This is a genomic window from Streptomyces sp. enrichment culture, from assembly GCF_964273255.1.
Classification (GTDB): Bacteria; Actinomycetota; Actinomycetes; order Streptomycetales; family Streptomycetaceae; genus Streptomyces.
Map to the genome: position 1 here is coordinate 5,120,561 of NZ_OZ186835.1, position 21,426 is coordinate 5,141,986.

At 74.8% G+C, this 21,426-nt stretch carries 20 protein-coding genes, 1 other RNA gene and 2 pseudogenes; 14 read left to right on the forward strand and 9 right to left on the reverse strand.

Features of this window, described 5'->3' with window-relative positions; all coding sequences use genetic code 11:
- Positions 1-8 precede the first annotated feature (8 nt).
- On the forward strand, positions 9-893 hold the full coding sequence (locus ACSU53_RS22200) for a helix-turn-helix transcriptional regulator (protein ID WP_437030296.1): 885 nt from the start codon (positions 9-11) through the stop codon (positions 891-893).
- A gap of 447 nt (positions 894-1,340) precedes the next feature.
- On the opposite strand, the gene ACSU53_RS22205 is transcribed toward ACSU53_RS22200, so the two are convergent.
- The 3 genes from ACSU53_RS22205 to ACSU53_RS22215 all read right to left on the reverse strand — a co-directional run bounded on the left by ACSU53_RS22205 (position 1,341) and on the right by ACSU53_RS22215 (position 4,102).
- On the reverse strand, positions 1,341-2,159 hold the full coding sequence (locus tag ACSU53_RS22205; protein WP_437030298.1) for a hypothetical protein: 819 nt from the start codon (positions 2,157-2,159) through the stop codon (positions 1,341-1,343).
- A 142-nt stretch (positions 2,160-2,301) separates the two neighbouring features.
- Positions 2,302-3,309, reverse strand: a complete 1,008-nt coding sequence (locus ACSU53_RS22210) for an N-acetylmuramoyl-L-alanine amidase (protein WP_437030300.1) — start codon at positions 3,307-3,309, stop codon at positions 2,302-2,304.
- A 142-nt stretch (positions 3,310-3,451) separates the two neighbouring features.
- Positions 3,452-4,102: a class I SAM-dependent methyltransferase gene (locus tag ACSU53_RS22215; RefSeq protein ID WP_437030302.1), complete on the reverse strand. Its 651-nt coding sequence runs from the start codon at positions 4,100-4,102 to the stop codon at positions 3,452-3,454.
- Between the two features lie 318 nt (positions 4,103-4,420).
- Between ACSU53_RS22215 and ACSU53_RS22220 the strand changes: the two genes are divergently transcribed.
- The 3 genes and pseudogenes from ACSU53_RS22220 to ACSU53_RS22230 all read left to right on the forward strand — a co-directional run bounded on the left by ACSU53_RS22220 (position 4,421) and on the right by ACSU53_RS22230 (position 7,951).
- Positions 4,421-5,857 (forward strand): MFS transporter, encoded by a 1,437-nt coding sequence (locus ACSU53_RS22220; RefSeq protein WP_437030304.1) that lies wholly within the window; start codon positions 4,421-4,423, stop codon positions 5,855-5,857.
- 259 nt (positions 5,858-6,116) lie between these two features.
- A pseudogene (locus tag ACSU53_RS22225) lies at positions 6,117-6,925 on the forward strand (class I SAM-dependent methyltransferase).
- 60 nt (positions 6,926-6,985) lie between these two features.
- On the forward strand, positions 6,986-7,951 hold the full coding sequence (locus tag ACSU53_RS22230; RefSeq protein ID WP_437030306.1) for a MaoC/PaaZ C-terminal domain-containing protein: 966 nt from the start codon (positions 6,986-6,988) through the stop codon (positions 7,949-7,951).
- A gap of 145 nt (positions 7,952-8,096) precedes the next feature.
- Here the strand turns inward: ACSU53_RS22230 and ACSU53_RS22235 are convergent, their stop codons facing one another.
- Entirely contained in the window at positions 8,097-8,264 is a 168-nt protein-coding gene (locus ACSU53_RS22235) for a hypothetical protein (protein WP_437030308.1), read from the reverse strand.
- A 97-nt stretch (positions 8,265-8,361) separates the two neighbouring features.
- Positions 8,362-9,696 carry a hypothetical protein gene (locus ACSU53_RS22240; RefSeq protein ID WP_437030310.1) on the reverse strand — a complete coding sequence of 445 codons (1,335 nt, stop codon included), beginning with the start codon at positions 9,694-9,696 and terminating at the stop codon, positions 8,362-8,364.
- Positions 9,697-10,392: 696 nt separating this feature from the next.
- Here ACSU53_RS22240 and ACSU53_RS22245 point away from each other — a divergent pair.
- Genes ACSU53_RS22245 through ACSU53_RS22255 form a run of 3 tightly spaced genes read left to right on the forward strand, consistent with a single transcriptional unit; the run spans position 10,393 to position 13,466 of the window.
- Positions 10,393-11,295 carry a Nif3-like dinuclear metal center hexameric protein gene (locus tag ACSU53_RS22245; RefSeq protein WP_437030312.1) on the forward strand — a complete coding sequence of 301 codons (903 nt, stop codon included), beginning with the start codon at positions 10,393-10,395 and terminating at the stop codon, positions 11,293-11,295.
- Positions 11,292-12,035 carry a zinc ribbon domain-containing protein gene (locus ACSU53_RS22250; protein ID WP_437033338.1) on the forward strand — a complete coding sequence of 248 codons (744 nt, stop codon included), beginning with the start codon at positions 11,292-11,294 and terminating at the stop codon, positions 12,033-12,035. The genes ACSU53_RS22245 and ACSU53_RS22250 overlap by 4 nt, the downstream gene beginning before the upstream one ends.
- 12 nt (positions 12,036-12,047) lie before the next feature.
- Positions 12,048-13,466 carry a bifunctional RNase H/acid phosphatase gene (locus ACSU53_RS22255; protein WP_437030314.1) on the forward strand — a complete coding sequence of 473 codons (1,419 nt, stop codon included), beginning with the start codon at positions 12,048-12,050 and terminating at the stop codon, positions 13,464-13,466.
- Here ACSU53_RS22255 and eda read toward each other — a convergent pair.
- The 3 genes from eda to ACSU53_RS22270 form a co-directional block, all read right to left on the reverse strand.
- Complete coding sequence (gene eda / locus ACSU53_RS22260; RefSeq protein ID WP_437030316.1) at positions 13,441-14,178, reverse strand: bifunctional 4-hydroxy-2-oxoglutarate aldolase/2-dehydro-3-deoxy-phosphogluconate aldolase; 738 nt, start codon at positions 14,176-14,178, stop codon at positions 13,441-13,443. The genes ACSU53_RS22255 and eda overlap by 26 nt on opposite strands.
- Before the next feature lie 87 nt (positions 14,179-14,265).
- Positions 14,266-15,048, reverse strand: coding sequence for a peroxide stress protein YaaA (yaaA, locus tag ACSU53_RS22265; RefSeq protein ID WP_437030318.1), 783 nt, complete (start codon positions 15,046-15,048; stop codon positions 14,266-14,268).
- A 368-nt stretch (positions 15,049-15,416) separates the two neighbouring features.
- Positions 15,417-16,178, reverse strand: coding sequence for a MerR family transcriptional regulator (locus tag ACSU53_RS22270; RefSeq protein ID WP_437030320.1), 762 nt, complete (start codon positions 16,176-16,178; stop codon positions 15,417-15,419).
- Between the two features lie 171 nt (positions 16,179-16,349).
- On the opposite strand from ACSU53_RS22270, the gene ACSU53_RS22275 reads away from it, so the two are divergent.
- The 4 genes and pseudogenes from ACSU53_RS22275 (at position 16,350) to rnpB (ending at position 19,199) form a co-directional block, all read left to right on the forward strand.
- Entirely contained in the window at positions 16,350-16,922 is a 573-nt protein-coding gene (locus ACSU53_RS22275) for a Uma2 family endonuclease (RefSeq protein WP_437033340.1), read from the forward strand.
- A 22-nt stretch (positions 16,923-16,944) separates the two neighbouring features.
- The gene (locus tag ACSU53_RS22280; RefSeq protein ID WP_437030321.1) at positions 16,945-17,787 is read left to right on the forward strand and encodes an AraC family transcriptional regulator; all 843 of its coding nucleotides are present in this window, start codon (positions 16,945-16,947) and stop codon (positions 17,785-17,787) included.
- 52 nt (positions 17,788-17,839) lie between these two features.
- Positions 17,840-18,586 (forward strand): annotated as a pseudogene (locus ACSU53_RS22285) (DMT family transporter); the annotation flags it as partial.
- Positions 18,587-18,791: 205 nt separating this feature from the next.
- Positions 18,792-19,199, forward strand: an RNA gene (gene rnpB, locus ACSU53_RS22290) — RNase P RNA component class A.
- A 4-nt stretch (positions 19,200-19,203) separates the two neighbouring features.
- Here rnpB and ACSU53_RS22295 read toward each other — a convergent pair.
- On the reverse strand, positions 19,204-19,416 hold the full coding sequence (locus tag ACSU53_RS22295; protein WP_437030323.1) for a hypothetical protein: 213 nt from the start codon (positions 19,414-19,416) through the stop codon (positions 19,204-19,206).
- A 72-nt stretch (positions 19,417-19,488) separates the two neighbouring features.
- On the opposite strand from ACSU53_RS22295, the gene ACSU53_RS22300 reads away from it, so the two are divergent.
- The 3 genes from ACSU53_RS22300 (at position 19,489) to ACSU53_RS22310 (ending at position 20,973) form a co-directional block, all read left to right on the forward strand.
- Entirely contained in the window at positions 19,489-19,746 is a 258-nt protein-coding gene (locus tag ACSU53_RS22300) for a hypothetical protein (RefSeq protein ID WP_437030325.1), read from the forward strand.
- A 38-nt stretch (positions 19,747-19,784) separates the two neighbouring features.
- Positions 19,785-20,126 carry a hypothetical protein gene (locus ACSU53_RS22305; RefSeq protein ID WP_437033342.1) on the forward strand — a complete coding sequence of 114 codons (342 nt, stop codon included), beginning with the start codon at positions 19,785-19,787 and terminating at the stop codon, positions 20,124-20,126.
- A 115-nt stretch (positions 20,127-20,241) separates the two neighbouring features.
- Complete coding sequence (locus tag ACSU53_RS22310) at positions 20,242-20,973, forward strand: DUF7873 family protein (protein ID WP_437030327.1); 732 nt, start codon at positions 20,242-20,244, stop codon at positions 20,971-20,973.
- Positions 20,974-21,426: the final 453 nt, after the last annotated feature.

Below are 21,426 nucleotides of genomic sequence, written 5' to 3' on the forward strand. Positions count from 1 at the left end.
GTACGGACATGGCCGTGGAAAATAAGGGACCGCTTCCCGGCAGTGGCGCGGACCGGCTGCCGCTGTCCCGGCAGCGCCGGGGGGTCCTGCAGTACCTGCGCGGACAGTCCGGCCCGGTGACGGCCGCCGCCCTGGCGCGGGTCTGCGCGCTGCACGTCAACACCGTCCGGGAGCACCTGGACGCCCTGGTGGACGACGGTCTCGCCGTCCGCGAGCGGTCGGCCCCGGCCGGCCGGGGCCGACCTGCCCGGCTCTACCGGGCGCGGTCGCCGCAGGCGTCCCCCGCCCGGGAGTACGCCGGACTCGCCGCCGTCCTGGCCGCCCGCATCGCCCGGTCCGCCGCCGACCCGCGCGCGGAGGCCCTCGCGGCGGGCGAGGACTGGGGGCGCGTCCTCACCGCCGGGCAGGAGCCGAGCGCGGATCTGGGGGACGCCCGGCGCCGGGTGCTCGGGCTGCTAACGGAGATCGGCTTCGCGCCCGAGGCGGACGACGGGGCCCGCCGGGTGCGGCTGCCGCGCTGCCCCTTCGTCGAGACGGCCCGCGAACACCCCGGGGTGGTCTGCGGCGTCCACGAGGGACTGACCCGGGCCGCCCTGGCCGCCCTGGGCCCGGAGCCCCAGGACGTCGACCTGCTCCCCTTCGCCGAACCCGACGCCTGCCTGCTGCACCTGGCGGGCGGCCGGCCGGGCCCGGGACGCCCACCGCGCACGCGGTCGGCGGACGACGAACCCGGGGCGGCGGACAACGGCCCGGGGGTCGCGGGCGGCTCCACGAGGGCGGGCGGCTCCGCTGTTTACCCGGCGCCCGGCGGCTCCTCAGCCCCCGGAGCCCCCGGTGATCCCGGAGCCCCCGGTGGCCCGGAGGCAACCGGCGCACCCGGGGAGCCCCGGTGACGCCGGCGCCCGGCGCCGCCGGTCACGGAGTCCCCGGCCCGCCCCGGCCGGCCCCGGTGTCCCAGGCCCCCGGCCGGGCGGCCCGGCGCACCGGGGGCCGGAGGGGGCTGCGGCTGGCCGCCGGGATCCGCCTGTGCGCGGTCCCGACGCGTGCCTTCGGCCCTTCCCGGCCTCGGGGACTGAGTTCCGCGTTCGCCAGGGCCCGCAGCAGCGGGCCCTCCGGCGCCGGGGCGGGAAGGTCGGTCACCGGTCCCTCGCGCACCCCGCGCCACAGTGACCGGGGGAGGGGCGACGGCCCCAGGAGCCGGGCGGGAGACCGGGCCGCACGCACGCGTACTGACGGAGTGTCAGTTCATCTCTGCTCCGAGCAGGTGCCGACCGCACGGCAACGGCCCCCCGCCCGGAGGGGCGAGGGGCCGTGACGAGGGGCGGGCCCGGTCGGCCGGGTCAGCCGCGCTGGATGCCCGAGGTGTCCTGGAGGACCCCGCGGCGGCCGTCCTGCGTCTGGGCGACGAGCGCCTGACCGCGCTGCTCGACCGCGAGGTACCAGGTGCCGGGCGCCAGTTCGGCGATCGGGGCGGGCGAGCCGTCCTCCGCGAACAGCGGCCGGGTCACCGGCACGGCGAACCAGAACGGCGAGAAGTCACCGGCGGCCGGAGCGGCCGGCTGCCCCTGCGGCTGGCCGGGGAACGGCTGCTGCCCGGGCTGCCCGGGCTGCGGCTGACCGCCGAAGGACGCCTGCTGCGGCGCCCCCGGGTAGCCGTAACCACCGGGCGGCTGCGCACCGTAGGGCTGCGGGGCGGCGGGCCGCGCGGCCGGGATGAGGGCGCCCTTCAGGGCGGGCACCAGCGGCGTCGCGATCGCCGCGGCGGCCAGCAGCAGCGCCGCGATCAGACCGAGGATGAGACCGGCACCGGTGTCCGGCTCACGGCTGTTGAAGGCGGAGAAGACCTCGTCGAACGCGCCCATCGGGTCGATGATCGACCAGAAGGAGGTCCACGCGGCGAAGACCGTCAGGGCCACACCGAACTGGCCCAGGTCCAGACCGGCGACCTTGGGCGGCTGGGGCAGCGCGCGGGACACGACGATGAGGGCCGCACCGGCGATACCGGCGATGTACAGGCTCATCACCAGGCCGAGGTTGTCCCAGGCGTTGGGGATGTCGTCGCCGTCGCCGCCGAACGTGTCGAGGAAAGACGCGATGAACAGCAATACCGCTGCTCCGATCACCACGCCGTCGCCTCGAGTGAGGGAGCGGATATTCACTTCAGGTCCTTCGTAGGTCGTCTCGTCGTCGGAAGAGGCGTCGCTGTCACCTTGTCGCCCTCAGGCTCCGGTGTGAAGCGCGGGGGTGACCCCTCATCGTAGGAGGACACTACCGTCCGCACGCTGGAGCTGTCCGCCCGGATCAGCGCGCCGACCTCTGCCCGCGCAGGAAACTCACGATTCCGTCAGAGATCCCCCGCGCCGCTTTCTGCCGCCAGGCGCCACTGGTCAGCAGCGCCGCGTCCTTGCTATCGCGCATGTTGCCGCACTCGACGAACACCTTGGGAACCGTTGACAGATTGAGACCGCCCAAGTCCTTCCGCGTGACGAGACCGGTGCCGCCGCCGACGTAGTTGGACGGCGCGTTGCCCGTGACCCGGACGAAGTTCCCCGCGATGCGTTCACCCAGTTCGCGCGAAGGGCCCACGATGGCGCGGGTGTCGGCCCCGCCGGCGTTCACCGCGCCCGGCAGGATGACGTGGAAACCGCGCTGCCCGGCGCCCGCCCCGTCCGCGTGCAGGGAGACGACCGCGTCGGCCTTCGCCTCGTTGCCGATCCGCGCCCGCTCGTCGATGCACGGTCCGAAGGGCCGGTCGGCGTCCTGCGTCAGCTTCACCGTGGCGCCCTGCTCCTCCAGGAGGGCGCGCATCCGGTGGGCGAGGTCGAGGGTGAACTTCGCCTCCGGGTAACCGTCGTTGGTGGCGGTCCCGGTCGTGTCGCACTCCTTGCGGTTCGTCCCGATGTCCACCTGGCGGTTGATCTCGGCGGCGTGCTGGAAGTTGCCGGGGTTGTGCCCCGGGTCGATGACGACGACCTTCCCCTTCAACGCCCCCGAACCGGCCGGCGCCGAGGCCGGGGCGGACGGGGAGGACGAGGTCGCGGAGGCGCTCGGTGTCCCGTCGTCCGGACCGCCCGGCTCCGACGCGGAGGCCCCGGGCGAGGACGGCCCGCCCGACGACGCGGGCGCCGCCGCCGACGGCCGGGGCGCGGCGGACCCGTTGTCGCCGTCGTCGTCCGAACCGCCCACGGCCGCGTACACCGCCCAGCCGAGCAGCGCCCCGGGCACGAGTGCGGCGGCCGCCACGATCAGGGGGCGGCGCGGGGACCGGCGGGGCCGGGGCGGATCGAAGTCGGGGCCTGTGTACGACACGCAGCCACCCTAGCGGCCACGGCACCGCCCCTCCGGCTCATCGGCACGACGCCCGGCGCCCGGGACGCGGGAGCGGGTGACCTGACAGGGGCGCTGCCCCCGCCTGCTGCTCCTCGTACTGCCCCGCCCGTCGCCCTGGCGTTCAGGTCCCGGGCGCGGTGCGGCGCAGGACCCGCAGGGAGCCCGTGGCGGAGACCTCGGTGAAGGCCCCCGAGGCGAGGGCGCGCAGGTGGACCCGGTAGGGGGCCTGGCCGGTGAACTCGTCGACCGGGTCCGGGAAGACGTCGTGGATGACGAGGAGGCCGCCGTCGGCGACGTGCGGGGCCCAGCCCTCGTAGTCGGCGGTGGCGTGCTCGTCGGTGTGGCCGCCGTCGACGAACACCAGGCCGAGCGGGGTGTTCCAGAGCGCCGCGATCTGCGGGGAGCGTCCCACCAGGGCCACCACGTGCTCCTCCAGACCGGCCCGGTACAGGGTCCGGCGGAAGGCGGGCAGCGTGTCCATCACGCCCAGGTCCGGGTCGACCGTCTCCGGGTCGTGGTACTCCCAGCCGGGCTGCTGCTCCTCGCTGCCCCGGTGGTGGTCCACGGTCAGTACGGCGACCCCGGCGGCCCGCGCCGCGTCGGCCAGGAGCAGCGTGGAGCGCCCGCAGTAGGTGCCGATCTCGAGCAGCGGCAGGCCCAGCCGGCCGGCCTCCACGGCGGCCGCGTACAGGGCCAGGCCCTCGTCCACGGGCATGAAGCCCTTCGCCGCCTCGAACGCGGCCAGGATCTCGGGCTCGGGTGCCGGCGCCATCGGCGTCCTCTCGGGTGCTCGCTCGGGTCTCGCTGTCTCAGGGCGCCATGCTGCCCTACCGGCCGGGAGGCCGGACGACAGGGGTACCGGTCGGTAGCCGGGGCACACCCTCCGCCCGGGCCGGTCGGTAGCCGGGGCGTACCCCTCCGTCCGGGCCGGTCGCCGCCGCACCCCCGCCCGTCGGTCCCGTCTGCCCCGTCTGCCCCGTCCGCCCGTCCGGGCGAGCCCCTGGCGTCGGGTCCGGGCCGGACCTAGGTCCCCGGGCCGAGGACCTGCCCGGCGAAATCCCGATGCACGGCACATCCGGCACTTGAGAGCATGGCCCTCATGCTCGACGCCCAGGAAGCCCCCGCCGGAACCGCCCGCCGCCGTCCCTCACCTCCTGCCTGGATGGTGGTGGCGCTCGCGTGTGCGGGGCAGTTCCTCGTCGTGCTCGACGTCTCCGTCGTCAACGTCGCGCTGCCCTCGATGCGGACCGGCCTCGGCCTGAGCGAGCAGGGCCTGCAGTGGGTCGTCAACGCGTACGCCATCGCCTTCGCCGGGTTCATGCTGCTCGGCGGACGCGCGGGCGACCTGTTCGGGCGCAAGCGGATGTTCCTGGTCGGCCTCACCCTCTTCACGCTGGCCTCCCTGGCCGGCGGACTGGCGCAGGAGGGCTGGCAGCTGCTCCTGGCGCGGGCGGTGCAGGGCCTCGGGGCGGCCGTCCTCGCCCCGTCGACGCTGACCATCGTCACCGAGGCCGTGCCGGAGGGCGCCGCCCGCGCCCGGGCGATCGCCACCTGGACCGCCGTCGGCGCCGGGGGCGGCGCGGCGGGCGGGTTCGTCGGCGGCGTGCTGGTGGACCTGCTGTCCTGGCGCTGGGTCCTGCTGATCAACGTGCCGGTGGGCGCGGTGGTGCTGGCCGGTGCGCTGGCGTGGCTGGCGGAGAGCCGGGCGGGGGACGGGCGCCGGCTCGACCTGCCCGGCGCGCTCCTGGTCACCGGCGGCCTCGCCACCCTCGCCTACGGCATCTCGCAGACCGAGGCCGAGGGCTGGGCCGCGACCGCCACCCTGGTCCCGCTCACCGTCGGCCTGCTGCTGATCGCCCTGTTCCTGCTCGTGGAGGCCCGCACCCGGGCCCCGCTGATGCCGCTGGGCCTGCTCCGGCTGCGCTCGGTGTCGTCGGCCAACGTGGGGATGTTCCTGTCCGGCTCGGCGATGTTCTGCATGTGGTTCTTCATGACCCTGTACGCGCAGAACGTCCTCGGTTACACCCCGCTGGAGGCCGGGTTCGCGCTGGTGCCCAGCTCCCTCGCCGTGGTGCTCGGCTCCAAGCTGGCGCCCCGCCTGATGCACCGGCTCGGCTCCCGCGCCGTCGCCGTCCTCGGCACCCTGGTGGCGGTGGCGGGCTTCGCCTGGCAGTCGACGATGACCGCCGACGGGGCGTATCTGACGGCGATCATGTTCCCCGGCATCCTGATGATGCTGGGCGCGGGCCTCGCCGGAACCCCGCTCGCCAGCGTCGCCACCAGTGGCGCTGCCCCCGAGGAGGCCGGTCTGGTCTCCGGGATGATCAACACCTCCCGCACGATGGGCGGTTCCCTCGGCCTGGCGGTCATGTCGACCATCGCGGCCTCCCGCGCGGGCGGCAGCACCAGCCCCGAAGCCCTCACGGAGGGGTACGCCCTCGCCTTCCGCACCGGCACGGCGGTCCTGCTCGTCGGTGCCCTGCTGATGTGGCTGTGGCTGCCGCGGAAGGTGGCGGACCAGCACTGACGGCGGACGGCCGGCACCGGCCCACCGGCGTCCGGCCGGCTGAGAAAGCGTCGGCCGGGCCGCCGGGACATGGGTGCGGACGGCCTTCCGTCCCGTCCGTGAGAGCCTTTCCGCACCGGCGCGGGCAGGTGGTCCGGCACTCCGCCGGCCGCCCCGCAGCGGGCCGCCCAGGCTCCTCGCCTCGCCCTCGCGCACCCTGTCTGACCTGGGCTTTTACCTTCCCCGGCGGTAGTGTTGCCCTGCCTGGAAAGGGGACCGGATGGACCGGAGCACGCGCACTGTCGACGACGTACTGGACCTGCTGGACAACCTGTTCGCACCGGGGGCCGACCGCTGGACGGACCGGGGCGCCGACTGGTGGGACGGCTTCTACGCCGACCGCTCCCGCCCGGTGCCGTTCTTCGCCGCGAAACCCGACGCGCACCTCGTGTCCTGCGTGGAACGGGGACTCCTCACCGGGGGCCGGGCGCTGGAACTCGGCTGCGGGCCCGGACGCAACGCGCTGTACCTGGCGGCCCACGGTTACGACGTGGACGCCGTCGACCTGTCCCCGGCCGCCCTCGCCTGGGCCCGGGAGCGGGCGGCGGAAGCGGGGCGGACGTCCGCTTCCACCGCGGGGACGCCTTCACCCTGACCGGGGTACGCGCGACCGCCCCCGGCAGCAACCGGGACGAGGACACGGCCCCGCTGACCGGCCCCTACGACCTCGTGTACGACTCCGGCTGCTTCCACCACCTGCCCCCGCACCGCCGGATCACCTACCTGGCCCTCCTGGACCGGGTCCTCGCACCGGGCGGTCACTTCGCCCTCGCCTGCTTCGCGGCCGGCGGCATGGGCTCGGAACTCCCGGACGCCGCGTTCTACACGGGGGGCGGTCTCCGGGGCGGGCTCGCCTACACGGACGTGTCCCTGCGCCGGATCTTCTCCGGTCTGAGGGAGGTCGAACTGGGCCGGATGCGCGAGGAGCCCGAGGAGGCACCGGTCTTCGGCAGGGACTTTTTGTGGGCCGGGCTCTTCCGGCGCCCCGAGCAGCGGGGCACCAGCACCCCCGGCCCCCGGAACGGATGAAGCCGCCCCAAAGGCCCGTTGCTGTGCCGGAGTGCCGCCGTGCGGAGGAGGATTGGTCCCATGCCCGTCGACGCAACCGAGGCGCTCACCGCCCCGCCCCGTACCGGTGAGATCACCTGGGGCGTCCAGGACGTCCTGCTCTACCACCTCGCGATCGGGGCCGGGGTTCCCGCCACCGACCCGGGAGAACTGCGCTACGCCTTCGAGCGCGGGCTGCGCGTGCTGCCCGGCTTCGCCACCGTCGCGGGCGGCGGGCCGCCGGGCGTGATCGGCGCGCTGTCCCTGCCGGGGGTGGACGTGGACCTCGCCCGCGTGCTGCACGGCGGCCAGGCGCTGACGCTGCACCGACCGCTGCCGGCCGAGGGCAGGGCCACCGCCACCCGCCGGATCGTCGCGGTGTACGACAAGGGTACGGCGGCCGTCCTGGTGATGCGCACCGAAGTGGCGGACGCCGACGGGCCGTTGTGGACCGACGAGGCGTGGATCCACGTGCGCGGGGAGGGCGGTTGGGGCGGTGAGCGGGGCCCGTCCCTGCGCCGGGAACCGCCCGCCGGGGAACCCGACCTGGTCGTGGAACGCCCCGTGCGGGAGGACCAGGCCCTGCTCTACCGCCTCACCGGCGACCGGAACCCCCTGCACGCCGACCCGGAGTTCGCCGCGCGGGCCGGTTTCCCACGGCCCGTCCTGCATGGCCTGTGCACCTACGGCATGACCCTCAAGGCCGTCGTCGACTCCGTCCTCGGCGGCGACGTCACCCGGGTCCGGGAGTTCACGGCCCGGTTCACCGGAGTGGTCTACCCGGGCGAGACCCTGCGGATCCGTATCCGGCGGGCCACGGACGCCGGCGGGCGGGGCGCCGGTCCGGACCCGTCCGGCAGACGGGCCGGGGCGGCGGCCGGAAAAGCGGCCGGGGAGGCGGCCGGGGAGGCGCCCCGGGCAGGGGCGGGTCGGGTGCGCGTGGCCGTCGGCGTGGTGGAGCGGGACGACGCGCCCGTCCTCGTCGGCACCACCGTCGTCCCCCTCTGAACGCCGCCAGGCCGACCGGGTCAGGGGCGCCGTAGGCCGACCGGCGTTCCGGGCGGCGCACCACGACTCCGCCCGGAACGGGTCCGGCCCCGCCCGTCGTACGACGGGCGGGGCCGGACCGTGTTGTTTCCCACGGTGCGCTGTGTCAGGCGGCCGATTCGGTGCGCTCCTGCTCCTCCACCGGCCTGCGGTGCCGTCCGCGCGGAGCGGCCCCGCCGTCCTGGGTGGAGACCGGCCCGCGGTGCTTGCCGTGGCCGGGGGCGACCTGCCCGCCGTCGGCGGTCGGCGCCTGCTGCGTCATGGCGTCGTTCATCGAGAAGAATTCACCCCGTCATACTGATCTTTCCTACAGCCGGGCGAGTCTAACCGGCACCCGACCCCCCGGATCCAGGCGAACGCACCGACCGCCACTACTTCGTTACAAGCCGTGCCAGGGGCGCCTGTTGGAGCGGAACGGGCCGCGGCGCGGCGGGGGCGGCGGGAGGAGAAGCGGACGCCGAGGATCCCTCTCCGGACGCTCCTGCGAAGGCTCCGGACGACGTCCCGGATCCCTCTCCGGACGCTCCTTCGACGCCTCCGGACGACGCCCCGGAGGGCACCCCGGCCGCCCCGGTGTCCGAAGGGTCCCCGCCGTCCCCGCCGCCCCCGCCGCCCCCACAGTGCTTGCCGTTCCCGCCGTCCCCGCCGTCCGTCCCGTCCCGGCCCGCTGGGGACGCCGGCGCCCGCACCCGCGCCACCCCGCACGGCACGTCCCGGGTGGCGTACGGCAGGCCCAGCACCCCGTCCTCCGTCCACCAGCCGGTGCCGGTCAGCCACCCGTCCGGCGCCGGGAGATGACGGACCTGCCGCTCGGCCGGCCGCCACAGCCCCACCCAGCTGCCGAACGGGCCGTCGAGGCGCAGCGCCACCGCACAGCCCTCCGGCGTGAGCACCTGTCCCGGCTGGATCGCGAACGGCGTGACCGCGCAGTCCGGCACCCGCAGACACTCCGGGAACCGCACCGGCAGCGTGCTGCCCAGCACGCCCCAGCCCACGCGGGGGCTGCCCGGCGAGGGCGCGTCCGAGCTGATGAGCAGCAGCCCGCTGTCCGGGTCGGCGAGCAGCACCCGGTCGTCGCTCTCGGCCGCGATCTGCAGCAGCGGCGACACCTCGCCGTCGCGCTCCAGGTCCACCACGACCGCCTTGGTGCGCCCGCCGGTCTCCCGGTCCAGCGCCAGCATCCGGCCCGCGTGGTCCAGCCACACCCCGCCCGAGCAGCGCCCCGGCAGGTCGGCCACCCGTTCCGGCCCGAACGCGCCGCCCGCCACCATCCACACGGTCGTCGACCGTGGTCCCACGGCCAGCGCGTACGCCCGTTCCCCGTCCGGCGCGGGCGGCAGCAGCCGCAGCCGTGTCCCGGCGTCCGGGCACTCGACCGCGCCCAGCGGCAGTTCGCCGGTGCCGGGGCCGGTCGGGTAGAGCAGGAAGAAGACGTGCCGTCCGGCCACCGGCCGGTGGATCAGCACCCGTCCGTCGCTCAGGGGCTGGACCTCGGTGCCCGGCTCCTCGGGCCGGCTGCCGGGCAGGGGGACCGCGTAGGGCTCGGGACCGTCGAGGGTCCACCGCTCCGGCACCGGGGAGCCGTCGGCGGACGTGAGACGCGCGGCGTAGGAACGGTCCGCCGTGATCACGCAGCCCGTCGGCCCGGTCCGGGGCCCGGTCCCGTCGTCGTGACCGGTCGCAGGTTCGATCGCACAGGCCGTCATGGTTCGGTCACCTCCGGCGACGAACGTAGTTTTCGCACGCACGGGCGGGGGAGCGGCGGCACTCCGCTTCACACATACGGGTGTCCCAGAATCGATTCGCCTGAGGAAGCGGGAACGCGTGTGCTCACCGCGCCGCGCCGTGCCGTGCCGTGCCGCGCCGTGCCGCGCCGCGCCGCGCCGTGCCGTGCCGTGCCGTGCCGCGCCGCGCCGCGCCGCGCCGTGCCGCGCCGCACCGTGCAGCACCGCACCGCACCGGGCGGCGGGACGAGCCGGGCGGCCCTGCGCCGAGGGGCGGCCCCCGGTGCGCTCTCCGCACCGTCCTGGACAGGGCTGCCGTCCGTCCGCCCCCGGACCCGGCGCGTTCCGTACGGTCTGCGCGTTCCGGACGACCGGTGCGTCCCGTATGACCGGCGTGATCCGGTCGGGCCGACGTGATCCGGTCGGGCCGACGTGATCCGGTCGGGCCGACGTGATCCGGCCGGGCCGACGTGATCCGGCCGGGCCGGCGTCATCCGGACGGGCCGCCGTGACCCGGTCGGGTCGGCATGACCCGGACGACCGGTCCCCCTTGACGGGCCCCGCCGACCCGGATCCCGCGCACCGCACGCCTGTCCGTCCCGGCGCCCCGAACATCCGCCGCACTGCCGTCGAACATCCCGTTACGGCGGCGCCGAACAGCCAGGTAGCCTGTGCTGCGTGCCCCGTCTGTCTGAAGTCATCACCGCGCTGGAGAACCTGTGGCCCGCCGAACGGGCCGAGTCCTGGGACGCGGTCGGCACCGTCGTGGGCGACCCCGGCCAGGAGGTCTCCCGGGTCCTGTTCGCCGTCGACCCCGTCCAGGAGATCGTCGACGAGGCGGTGACGCTGGGCGCCGACCTGCTCGTCACCCACCACCCCCTCTACCTCCGCGGGACGACCACGGTCGCGGCCTCCACCTTCAAGGGCCGTGTGGTGCACACGCTGATCAAGAACGACATCGCGCTGCACGTCGCCCACACCAACGCCGACAAGGCCGACCCGGGTGTGAGCGACGCGCTGGCCGGTGCCCTGGACCTGCGCGTCGTGGGCCCGCTCGTCCCGGATCCCACCGACCCCGACGGCCGCCGCGGCCTGGGACGCGTCTGCGAACTCGACCGGCCGGTCACCGTCCGCGAACTCGCCGACCGCGCGGCGGCCCGGCTCCCCGCCACCGCCCAGGGCATCCGGGTCGCCGGGGACCCCGACGCCCCGGTGCGCAGGGTCGCCGTCAGCGGCGGATCCGGCGACAGCCTCTTCGACGACGTCCGGGCCGCCGGTGTGGACGCCTTCCTCACCGCGGACCTGCGCCACCACCCGGTGTCCGAGGCCCGCGCCCAGCACCCCCTCGCGCTGCTCGACGCGGCCCACTGGGCCACCGAGTGGCCCTGGTGCGAGCTGGCGGCGGCCCAGCTCGACGAGATCTCCGACCGCCACGGCTGGGGCCTGAGGGTCCACGTGTCCCGGACGGTCACGGACCCCTGGACCGCCCACGCGGCGTCCGCCGAACCGTCGCCCACCACCCCTCGGAGGACCGCTTCGCGCGCCGCCTCCGATTCCGATACCTCTGGAGCCCCCAACTGAACGCCGCGCCCGCCGACCAGATCCGACTCCTCGACGTCCAGGACCTCGACGTCCGCCTCCAGCAGCTGGCGCACAAGCGGAAGTCGCTCCCCGAGCACGCCGAGATCGAGTCGCTGACCAAGGACCTCACCCAGCTGCGCGACCTGCTGGTGGCCGCGCAGACCGAGGAGAGCGACTGCGCCCGCGAGCAGACGAAGGCCGAGCAGGACGTGGACCAGGTGCGCCAGCGCGCCGCCCGCGACCAGCAGCGCCTCGACTCCGGTGCCGTCTCCTCGCCCAAGGACCTGGAGAACCTCCAGCGCGAGATCGCCTCCCTCGCCAAGCGGCAGGGCGACCTGGAGGACGTCGTCCTGGAGGTCATGGAGCGCCGCGAGTCCGCTCAGGAGCGGGCCGGGGAGCTGACCGAGCGGGTCGCCTCCGTCCAGGCGAAGATCGACGACGCGACCGCCCGCCGGGACGCGGCGTTCGAGGAGATCGACGCGGAGGTCGCCGCCGCCACCAAGGAGCGCGAGGTCATCGCCGGGTCCGTCCCCGCCGACCTGCTCAAGCTGTACGACAAGCTGCGCGAGCAGCAGGGCGGCATCGGCGCGGCGAAGCTGTACGCCCGCTCCTGCCAGGGCTGCCGTCAGGAGCTCGCCATCACCGAGCTGAACGAGATCCGCCAGGCGGCCCCCGACACGGTGGTGCGCTGCGAGAACTGCCGCCGCATCCTGGTGCGCACCTCCGAGTCGGGCCTGTAGGGAGCCCTGCCGGTGCGGGAGTTCATCGTCGAGGCGGACGGCGGGTCGCGGGGCAACCCCGGGCCCGCCGGGTACGGGGCCGTGGTGAGCGACGCGGCGACGGGGGAGACCCTGGCGGAGGCCGCCGAGTACCTCGGCGTCGCCACCAACAACGTCGCCGAGTACCGGGGCCTGCTGGCCGGCCTGCGGGCCGCCCGCGACCTGGACCCGGAGGCCGTGGTCCGCGTGCGGATGGACTCCAAGCTGGTCGTCGAGCAGATGTCCGGCCGCTGGAAGATCAAGCACCCCGACATGAAGCCGCTGGCGGCCGAGGCGGCGCGGATCTTCCCGCGCGAGCGGGTGACCTACGAGTGGATCCCGCGCGAGCGCAACAAGCACGCCGACCGGCTGGCCAACGAGGCGATGGACGCGGGCGCACGCGGGGAGCAGTGGTCCGCGGCGGCCTCCACCGCCGACCTGGACACCCCTCCGGCCCGCCCCGCACGCCCGGCGGTCCCCGAACCGGACGGCCCGCCCGGGGACGCCGCGGCCGGAGCGGCCCGGGCCCGCGCCGCCCTCGCCGAGGGCGCGGCCCGCAACCGGACGGGAGCGGCCGGCCAGGAGCCGGAGGCGCCGACGACCGCACCGCGCCCGGCAGCGGCACCGTCCCCGGCGGCCTCTGACGACGACGTCCCGCCCGCCGCCGGCGCCGCAGACACCGACTCCGGGACCGGGCCGGCCTCCGAGGCCGCAGGGAAGGCCGACGCCGACGTCCGCGCCGCCGGGGTCGTCGCCACCCCCCGCTCGGGCTGGGCGCCCGCCGACATGGGCCCGCCGGCCACCTTCGTCCTGCTCCGGCACGGTGAGACGCCACTGACCCCGCAGAAGCGTTTCTCAGGCAGCGGCGGCAGCGATCCGTCCCTCTCCGACATCGGCCGGGAGCAGGCAGGGAGGGTCGCCGCGGCCCTGGCCCGGCGCGGCACCGTGCAGGCGGTCGTCGCGTCCCCGCTCGCCCGGACCCTGGAGACCGCACGGATCGTGGCCGCCCGGCTCGGCCTGGACGTGCAGGTCGAGGAGGGGCTGCGCGAGACGGACTTCGGCGCCTGGGAGGGCCTCACCTTCGGCGAAGTCCGCGAACGCCACCCGGAGGACCTGAACGCCTGGCTGGCCGCGCCCGATGCCGAACCCACCGGCGGCGGCGAGAGTTTCGCGGCCACCGCCGCCCGGGTCGCCGCGGCGCGGGACAAGCTGATCGCCGCCCACGCGGGCCGCACGGTCCTGCTCGTCACCCACGTCACGCCCATCAAGACGCTCGTCCGGCTCGCCCTGGGCGCCCCGCCCGAAGCCCTGTTCCGCATGGAACTGTCGGCGGCCTCCCTGTCGGCGATCGCCTACTACGGCGACGGCAACGCCAGCGTCCGCCTGTTCAACGAGACGTCGCACCTGCGCTGAGCCCGGCCGCGGCCCGGGCCAGCCGCTCGATCCGTGCCCAGTCCCCGGCGGCCACGGCGTCCGCCGGGACCATCCAACTACCGCCGACACAGCCGACGTTGGGCAGCGCCAGGTAGTCCGGCGCGTTGTCCGGCCCGACCCCGCCCGTCGGGCAGAAGCGCGCCTGCGGCAACGGCCCGGCGAGCGCCCGGAGATACGCCGTGCCGCCCGAGGGCTCCGCCGGGAAGAACTTCATCTCCCGCACCCCGCGCTCCAGCAGCGCGACCACCTCCGAGGCCGTGGACACCCCGGCCAGGAACGGCACCCCCGACGCCCGCATCGCCTCCAGCAGCCGCTCCGTCCAGCCGGGGCTGACCAGGAAGCGGGCACCGGCGCCCACCGCGTCGTCCACCTGCCCCGGCGTGAGCACCGTGCCCGCCCCGACCACGGCCCCGGGCACCTCGGCGGCGACCGCCCGGATCGCGTCGAGCGCGGCGGGCGTCCGCAGGGTCACCTCGACCGCCGGCAGCCCCCCGGCCACCAGCGCACGCGCCAGCGGCACGGCGTCGGCGGCGTCCTCGACCACCACCACGGGTACGACGGGAGCCAGATCCAGCAGGGAGGCGGCGGGGGCACCGGCACCCGGGTGGGAGTCAGCGGCGGGGGAGGGGCCCGAAGACGGGTCGGAAGACGGGTCGGAGGACGGGTCGGAAGAGGGCAGGGGTGAACTCATGCCGGTCATGCTGCCGCGCGAGAGCACCCTGCGCAAAGCGCATTGCACAGTGCGCAACGGAATGCCTGTGCCGCGCGCCCTCGGGCCTCAGTGCACGTCCGCCACCAGCACGTCCAGCGCCCACGCCGTCCCCGCCCTGGCGGGCGCCTCGCACTCCACCTCGTACCCGAGCTCCCGCAGCGCGTCGACCAGCTCGGCCGGGTTCCCCGGCGCCGACCCCGCCGACAGCAGGCTCCGGACGATCCGGCCCTTGGTCGCCTTGTTGAAGTGGCTGACCACCTTCCGGGTCGGCGCGTGCAGCACCCGCACGGTCGCCGTTCGCCCCGCGATCTCGCCCTTCGGCTTCCAGGCCGTCGCGTACGCCGCCGAGCGCAGGTCCAGGACCAGCCCGTTCCCCGCCGCCTCCGGCAGCACCTCCGCCATGGCCGACCGCCAGTGCGCGCCCAGCGCCCCGAGGCCCGGCAGCTTCACGCCCATCGAACACCGGTAGGACGGGATCCGGTCGATGACCCGGACCGCCCCCCACAGCCCCGAGAACACCAGCAGCGAGCGCGCCGCCCGCCGCTTCGCCGCCGCGTCGAGCGTGGCCAGGCCCAGCGCGTCGTACAGCACCCCGGTGTAGATCTCCCCGGCGGGCCGGGTCCCGGCCGTGCGCAGCTCCGCGTTCTTGGCGACCTCGCCCCGCAGCCCCTCGCTCAGCCCCAGCACCTCGCGCGCCTTGTCCTCGTCCCCGGCGCACAGGTCGACCAGCTCGGCGAGCACGGCCTCCCGGGCATCGGTCAGCCCCGGCAGCGACAGCGACTCCGTGCGCAGCGGGGCCCCGCGGCCGGAAGCGGCCTTGCCCTCGGACGGCGGCAGCAGGACAAGCACACGTACTCCTTCGACTTCGGCTCAGGCATCGGGGGTCCGCGGGCCCGAGGCTCCCGGGCAGCCCCGGTCGTCCCCGGCGCGCGGGCCTCGGCGACCCGGCCGGCGGCACCCCGCCGCAAGCGTACGGCGCCCGCTCCCCGGCCCCACCCGCCGGGACACCCGCGACCCACCCGCTCAGGCGCCCTGCCCCCGCCTGCCGGGACGCCCCCACGCCGCCGCCCGCTCACGCGCCCCGCCGCCACCTGCCGGGACGCCCCCACGCCGCCGCCCGCTCACGCGCCCCGCCGCCACCTGCCGGGAAACCCCGCGGCCCCACCGCTCACGGGCCCCGGCTCACCCGCCGGGGACACCCCCACGCCGCCGCCCGCTCACGCGCCCCGCTCCTCCCCGAGCCTCCGCAGCAGCCGCCGGATCACCTCCGCCTGGGCCGGAGCGAAATCGGCGTACAGGGCGCGCAGGAAACTGTGCTCCTGGTCGACGGAGCCCGCCCCCGGCGGCACCAGCCCCTCGGGCAGGCAGGCGACGAAGAGGCCGACGGCCTCGTCGATGCGCGGATCGTCCGTACCGGCGTCGGCGAGCGCGTCGAGCAGGGCGTACGCACGCTGCGCCCGCTCCACCCCGCCCGGCGCGGACAGCGCGCTGCCGAACATGGCGATGAACGCTTCCCGCTCCTCGGGCGCCGCCGTCGTCTCGATCAGCGCGAGCACCTCCCGGTCCTTGACCGCCGAGGGTGAGTCGGCGAGGCCGGCCAGCTCCTGGAACAGGCCGGCCAGCTCCGGGGACACCGGCCCGTCGGCGGTCAGCCCGCCCTCCGTCTCCAGCAGCGCCCGCAACCGAGCCCGCCGCTCCCGGAGCGCCGCCTCCTGCCGGGCCAGGTCCTCGTCCAGCTCCGTCAGCACCTCCATCAGGTCCTTCCCGGCGTCGTCCGCGAGCACGTCCCGCACCTCGGCCAGCCCCAGCCCCAGCTCCGTCAGCCGCCGGATCCGCGCCAGCACGACCGCGTGCCGCAGCGTGTAGTTCCGGTAGCCGTTGCTCAGCCGCTCCGGCTCCGGCAACAGCCCGAGGTGGTGGTAGTGCCGCACGGCCCGCGTGGTCACACCGACGGCCGCGGCGAGTTCTCCGATCCGCATGCCCCCAGTAGAAACGTTGACGCAGCGGCAGGGTCAACCGGCCACCGTCGCACCGCCCGCGGGGCCGCTCCGTGTGCCACGATCGAGGGAACGACTCCCGATCCACGACCAGGTGATCCCCCGATGCCCCACTCTGGCGAGCGACCGAGGGAGGGGCGTGACGTGACTGCCATGGCCCATGAGCCGCTCTCGCAGGCGGATGTCCTGCTCGAGGGCTTCCTCGCCCTGGACACCCCGGAGGGTTTTCGGGCGGAGCTGATCGAGGGGGAGATCGTTGTGACGCCGCCGCCGGACGGGGACCACGAGGACTACATCGGGCTGATCGTGACGCAGGTGATCAGGGAATCCCGGACCGCCATGCAGTTCTCCGGGAACAAGGGCCTGAGGCTGAGCAGCGGCGGGGCGTGCCCGAAGAACCACGTCATCCCGGACGGCGTCTTCGCGCCCGCGGCGTCGCGCCTGTACCGGGGAGCGGACTCCTGGATGCCGTGCGACGGCGTCGCGCTGGTCATGGAGGTGGTGACCTCCGGCAAACCCCGTACGGACCGCGAAGCCAAGCGCCACTGCTACGCCCGCGGAGCCATCCCCCTCTACCTGCTCGTCGACCGCGGCATCTCCTCGGTCACGCTGTTCAGCGACCCGGAGAAGGACGAGTACCGGGAGCAATGCACCCGCCCCTTCGGCAAACCGATTGCCCTGCCCGAACCCTTCGCCTTCGACCTGGACACCGCCGACTTCGTCTGATCCCCTGATCCGGGGGTGCGCGGTGGGGAACACGGAGAACGTACGGGAACAGGCACGCTGGACCAGGGCGCGGCTCGGCCGGTGCGGGCCGCCACTCGACCTGCTCACCGCCCGCTTCGACCGGCACGAGTACGCCCCGCACGCGCACGACGAGTACACGGTCGGCGTGACCGTCGGCGGCCTGGAGGTCATCGCCTACCGCGGCGGACGCATCGTCTCCGGCCCCGGATCGATCGTCGTCCTCGAACCCGGCGAGATGCACACCGGCGGCCCCGCCGCCCCCGACGGCTACGCCTACCGCGCCCTCTACGCCACCCCCGCCCTCCTCACCGACGGCACCCTCGGCACCGGCCTGCCGCACTTCCGCGAACCCGTCCTCGACGACCCCGAACTCGCCGCCGCCCTGCGCCGCACCCACACCGACCTCAGCGCCCACCCCGACCCCCTGGAGGCCGAGTCCCGGCTGCCCTGGCTGCTCACCGCCCTCGCCCGCCGCCACTCCACGGCCCGCCCGGGCGACGACACCCTCCCCGACGCCGGCCCCGTCGCCCGCGCCGTCCGGGACCGCCTCGCCGACGAACTGCTCGCTCCGCCTTCCCTCGCCGAACTGGCCGCCGGCCTCGGCCTGTCCCGCTACCAGCTCCTGCGCGCCTTCCGCACGACGATGGGGGTGCCCCCGTACGCGTGGCTCGCCCAGTACCGGGTGACCCGGGCCCGCGCCCTCCTCGACGCCGGACTGCGCCCGGCCGAGGCCGCCGCCCTCGTCGGCTTCGCCGACCAGGCCCACCTCACCCGCTGGTTCCGCCGCGTCCTCGGGGTGACCCCGGCCGCGTACCGCAACAGCGTTCAAGACGCCACACGCTGACCGCCGCGACACTCACCGCATGACTGCACGCGGCTGGCTCCTGTTCTCCCTGATGGGCCTGGTCTGGGGGATCCCCTACCTGCTGATCAAGGTGGCCGTGGACGAGGTGTCCCCGTCCACGGTCGTCTCCGCCCGCTGCGCCCTCGGCGCCGCCCTCCTGCTGCCCTTCGCCCTGCGCCAGCCGGGCCTGACCAGGAACGTGCGGGCGCACTGGAAACCTATGCTGGCCTTCGCCGTCATCGAGATCATCGCCCCCTGGTACACCCTCACCGACGCCGAACGGCACCTGTCCAGCTCCACGGCCGGCCTGCTGATCGCGGGCGTGCCGATCGTCGGCGTCCTGCTGTCCCGCTTCTTCGGCGCCGCCGAGACGCTGGGCGCCCGCCGCCTCACCGGCCTCGGTCTCGGCATCGGCGGCGTCGCCGTCCTCACCGCGCCCCACCTCACCGGCGGCGACGCCCTGTCCCTGGCGGAGGTCCTGGTCACCGTCGTCGGCTACGCCACGGCCCCCCTCATCGCCAACCGCCACCTCAAGGACGTCCCCACCCTGCACCTCATCACCCCCTGCCTGGCCCTGGCCGCCCTGGTGTACGCCCCCGCCGCGTACCTCACCCGCCCGGCCGCCCTGCCCTCGGCCGAGACCCTGGCCGCTCTCGCCGCCCTCGGGGTGGTCTGCACGGCGGTGGCCTTCGTCGCCTTCCTGGAACTGATCAAGGAGGCCGGCCCGATCCGCGCCTCGGTGATCACCTACCTCCACCCGGCGATCGCGGTCGCCGCCGGCACCGTCTTCCTGGACGAGGCCCTCACCGCCACCGTCCTGGCCGCCTTCGCCCTCATCCTCACCGGCTCGGTCCTGGCGACGGCCGCCTCCCCGAGGACGACGACCTCGAAGCCCACGCCGCCGGAAGCCGCGGCCCCGGCGGCCACGCCCGCGCAGCCCTCGCCCCCGCGGCCGGCGGCACCGGGACCCCGCCGGCGCCCGGTACCATGGTCCACACGGCAGACGAGCCGGGCGGACGGCCGCGTGGATTCCCTCACGGGACTCCCCGAGGAACGTCCGGGCTCCACAGGGCAGGGTGGTGGCTAACGGCCACCCGGGGTGACCCGCGGGACAGTGCCACAGAAAGCAGACCGCCGGGGACCTCGGTCCCCGGTAAGGGTGAAACGGTGGTGTAAGAGACCACCAGCGCCTGAGGTGACTCAGGCGGCTAGGTAAACCCCACCCGGAGCAAGGTCAAGAGGAGACGCCTCTTCGGAAGCGTCTCTGCGCGGACGTTCGAGGGCTGCCCGCCCGAGTCCGCGGGTAGACCGCACGAGGCCGGTGGCAACACCGGCCCTAGATGGATGGCCGTCGCCGGCGGGACCGCGAGGACCCGCCGGAACAGAACCCGGCGTACAGCCCGACTCGTCTGCCGCTCAGCTCGTGATCAGGTCGTCCGCGGACGGCCAGATGCGCAGAGCCAGAGAGGCCAGGTGGCTCCCGCGCGAGCGGATGCGGTGCTCGGCCCAACGATCGGCCCAGTCGGCCCAGTCGGCCCAGTCGGCCCAGTCGGTGCTGTCCGCGCTGGACGGAGGATTGAGCAGCGTTCCGTGGGTCAGCCGCAGAAGACTGTGCGGCGAGGCCGTCATGTGAGGGTGGCATGCGCTGGACGGGTACGTACCCGTACCCGTACCCTGTCGGTCGGGAACGAAGGAGGCACCATGTCCGACGCCAACGTCCGCATCCCCGCCGAGGCCCGCGACAGGCTCGCCCGGATAGCGTCCTCCGAGGGCATGTCCCTGCGGGGCTACCTTTCCCACCTGGCGGAGACGCTGCTCACTCCCGAGGAGCGTGCGGAACGGGCCGAGCGGGCGAAGGCAGCCCTGCGGGAGTGGAACGGTTACGACCCGAGCGCGAGCGAACAGGCGGCTCTGGACGCCGAGCTCGACCGGCGGTTGAGTGAGGCGGGCGCCCGGTGACGCCCGAAGCGCTGCACATCGTCCTGGACGACACCGCGATGGTTGCTGCCGGGAAAGGCAATGCGCTCGCCTCCCGGCTGATTCACCGCGCCCACGCCGAGGCGGGCTGGTTCCTCTACGCCCCGGCCTGCGCGCTGGTCTCGGCCGACCGCGTGCGGCCGGGCACGGCGGAGCACCTTGCCGCCCTCCCCGGCATCACCGTCCTGGAGTTGGATTTTCCCGCCACGCTTGCCGTCGCCCGCGAGACCACATGGGCGCTTGCCCACACCCGCTACGCCGCCGCACCGACGGCCGACCGGCCGGACGGCGCGGTGATCGCCACCACTGCACCCGAGGCGTGGAAGGGGCAGCCCGTACGCATCATCGACCTGGGCCCTTGACGGCCCGGTCCGAGGGGGCGGCCGCCTCGTGACCCTGTCGCTCGGCGGAAAATGGGGCGACAACGCGCGTACACCGTCGGTACGTTCTCCCTGTTCGAAGAGGGGGAACAACGCCGTGACCAAGCTCAACCAGATCATCGCCGTCGAGAAGGGCGTCAAGAACAAGGCGCTCCAGGACATCAACGCCGCCCACGCCAAGGTGCAGAAGCCCGCGCTGCTGGCCGGTATCTCGCGGACGTACCAGCCGAAGGACGAGGAGGGTGAGCAGCTGCCGCCCGAGTCGACGCGGGTGCAGGTGCAGGCCGAGGACGTGCTGCGGGAGATGGGGGCGTCGCTGACGCGGCTGTTCGACGTGACGGCGACCAAGGACTGGGCGAACTGCACGGCCCGTGCGGACGTCACGGTGGACGGGCGGACGATCGTCGCCGACGTGCCCGTCGCTTACCTGCTCTTCCTGGAGAAGCAGCTCGCCGACCTGCACACCTTCGTCAAGAAGCTGCCGACCCTCGACGCCGCCGAGTCCTGGTCCCAGGACCCGTCGACGGACTGGTGGAAGACGGACCCGGTGCGCACCATCCGCACGAAGAAGGTGCCGCGCAACCACGTGAAGGCGGAGGCGACCGAGAAGCACCCGGCGCAGGTCGAGGTGTACTACGAGGACGTGCCCATCGGGTACTGGACGACCGTGAAGTTCTCCGGGGCGCTGCCCGCGCGGCGGGTGAACGAGCTGGCCGAGCGGGTGGAGAAGCTGCAGCAGGCGGTGAAGTTCGCCCGCGAGGAGGCCAACGGCGCCGAGGTCACCGACCGGCGGGTGGGGGACGCGGTGTTCGGGTACCTTTTCGGCTGACGCGGACCACGCGTCGGCACCATGATCGCCCCCGCGTGCGAGCGCGGGGGTGCGCTACGGGGCGCGGGCCGGACTGAGGACCGGTTCGTGTCAGGAGCGCAAGCTGACACTGAAGTTCAGCCTGAAGGCGCGGCTCGCCGAAACGGCGGCCGCGGTCAATCTCAGACTCTCGCTCCAGTCTCAGCATTGCCGCCGATCGCCGGACCGACCGGGGACGGACAACGCCATCGGATGCGAGTTCGAATCTCGTCTGCGCCTCTTCCACGGCGCGGTAGTTCAAAGGAAGAACACGACGGCTTGACGACTGATCCGTCCTCTTCAACGCGCCGGCGTGCGCACGTGGGTGGCATCCCCAGGGGCCCGGGAGCTGGATACGACTCCCGGGCTCCGCCACGTCCGGACGCGCTTCGCGCGAACTCCCGCTCGACGGCGGGCAGTCGAGCTGTTGTTGAA

Bases quoted from the DNA above. Each gene is read 5' to 3' on its own strand.
- ACSU53_RS22200 (WP_437030296.1), top strand. From the start codon at position 9: ATGGCCGTGGAAAATAAGGGACCGCTTCCCGGCAGTGGCGCGGACCGG.
- ACSU53_RS22215 (WP_437030302.1), bottom strand. From the start codon at position 4,102: ATGGCGCCGGCACCCGAGCCCGAGATCCTGGCCGCGTTCGAGGCGGCG.
- ACSU53_RS22220 (WP_437030304.1), top strand. From the start codon at position 4,421: ATGGCCCTCATGCTCGACGCCCAGGAAGCCCCCGCCGGAACCGCCCGC.
- ACSU53_RS22230 (WP_437030306.1), top strand. From the start codon at position 6,986: ATGCCCGTCGACGCAACCGAGGCGCTCACCGCCCCGCCCCGTACCGGT.
- ACSU53_RS22235 (WP_437030308.1), bottom strand. From the start codon at position 8,264: ATGAACGACGCCATGACGCAGCAGGCGCCGACCGCCGACGGCGGGCAG.
- ACSU53_RS22240 (WP_437030310.1), bottom strand. From the start codon at position 9,696: ATGACGGCCTGTGCGATCGAACCTGCGACCGGTCACGACGACGGGACC.
- eda (WP_437030316.1), bottom strand. From the start codon at position 14,178: ATGAGTTCACCCCTGCCCTCTTCCGACCCGTCCTCCGACCCGTCTTCC.
- ACSU53_RS22270 (WP_437030320.1), bottom strand. From the start codon at position 16,178: ATGCGGATCGGAGAACTCGCCGCGGCCGTCGGTGTGACCACGCGGGCC.
- ACSU53_RS22275 (WP_437033340.1), top strand. From the start codon at position 16,350: ATGGCCCATGAGCCGCTCTCGCAGGCGGATGTCCTGCTCGAGGGCTTC.
- ACSU53_RS22295 (WP_437030323.1), bottom strand. From the start codon at position 19,416: ATGACGGCCTCGCCGCACAGTCTTCTGCGGCTGACCCACGGAACGCTG.
- ACSU53_RS22300 (WP_437030325.1), top strand. From the start codon at position 19,489: ATGTCCGACGCCAACGTCCGCATCCCCGCCGAGGCCCGCGACAGGCTC.
- ACSU53_RS22305 (WP_437033342.1), top strand. From the start codon at position 19,785: ATGGTTGCTGCCGGGAAAGGCAATGCGCTCGCCTCCCGGCTGATTCAC.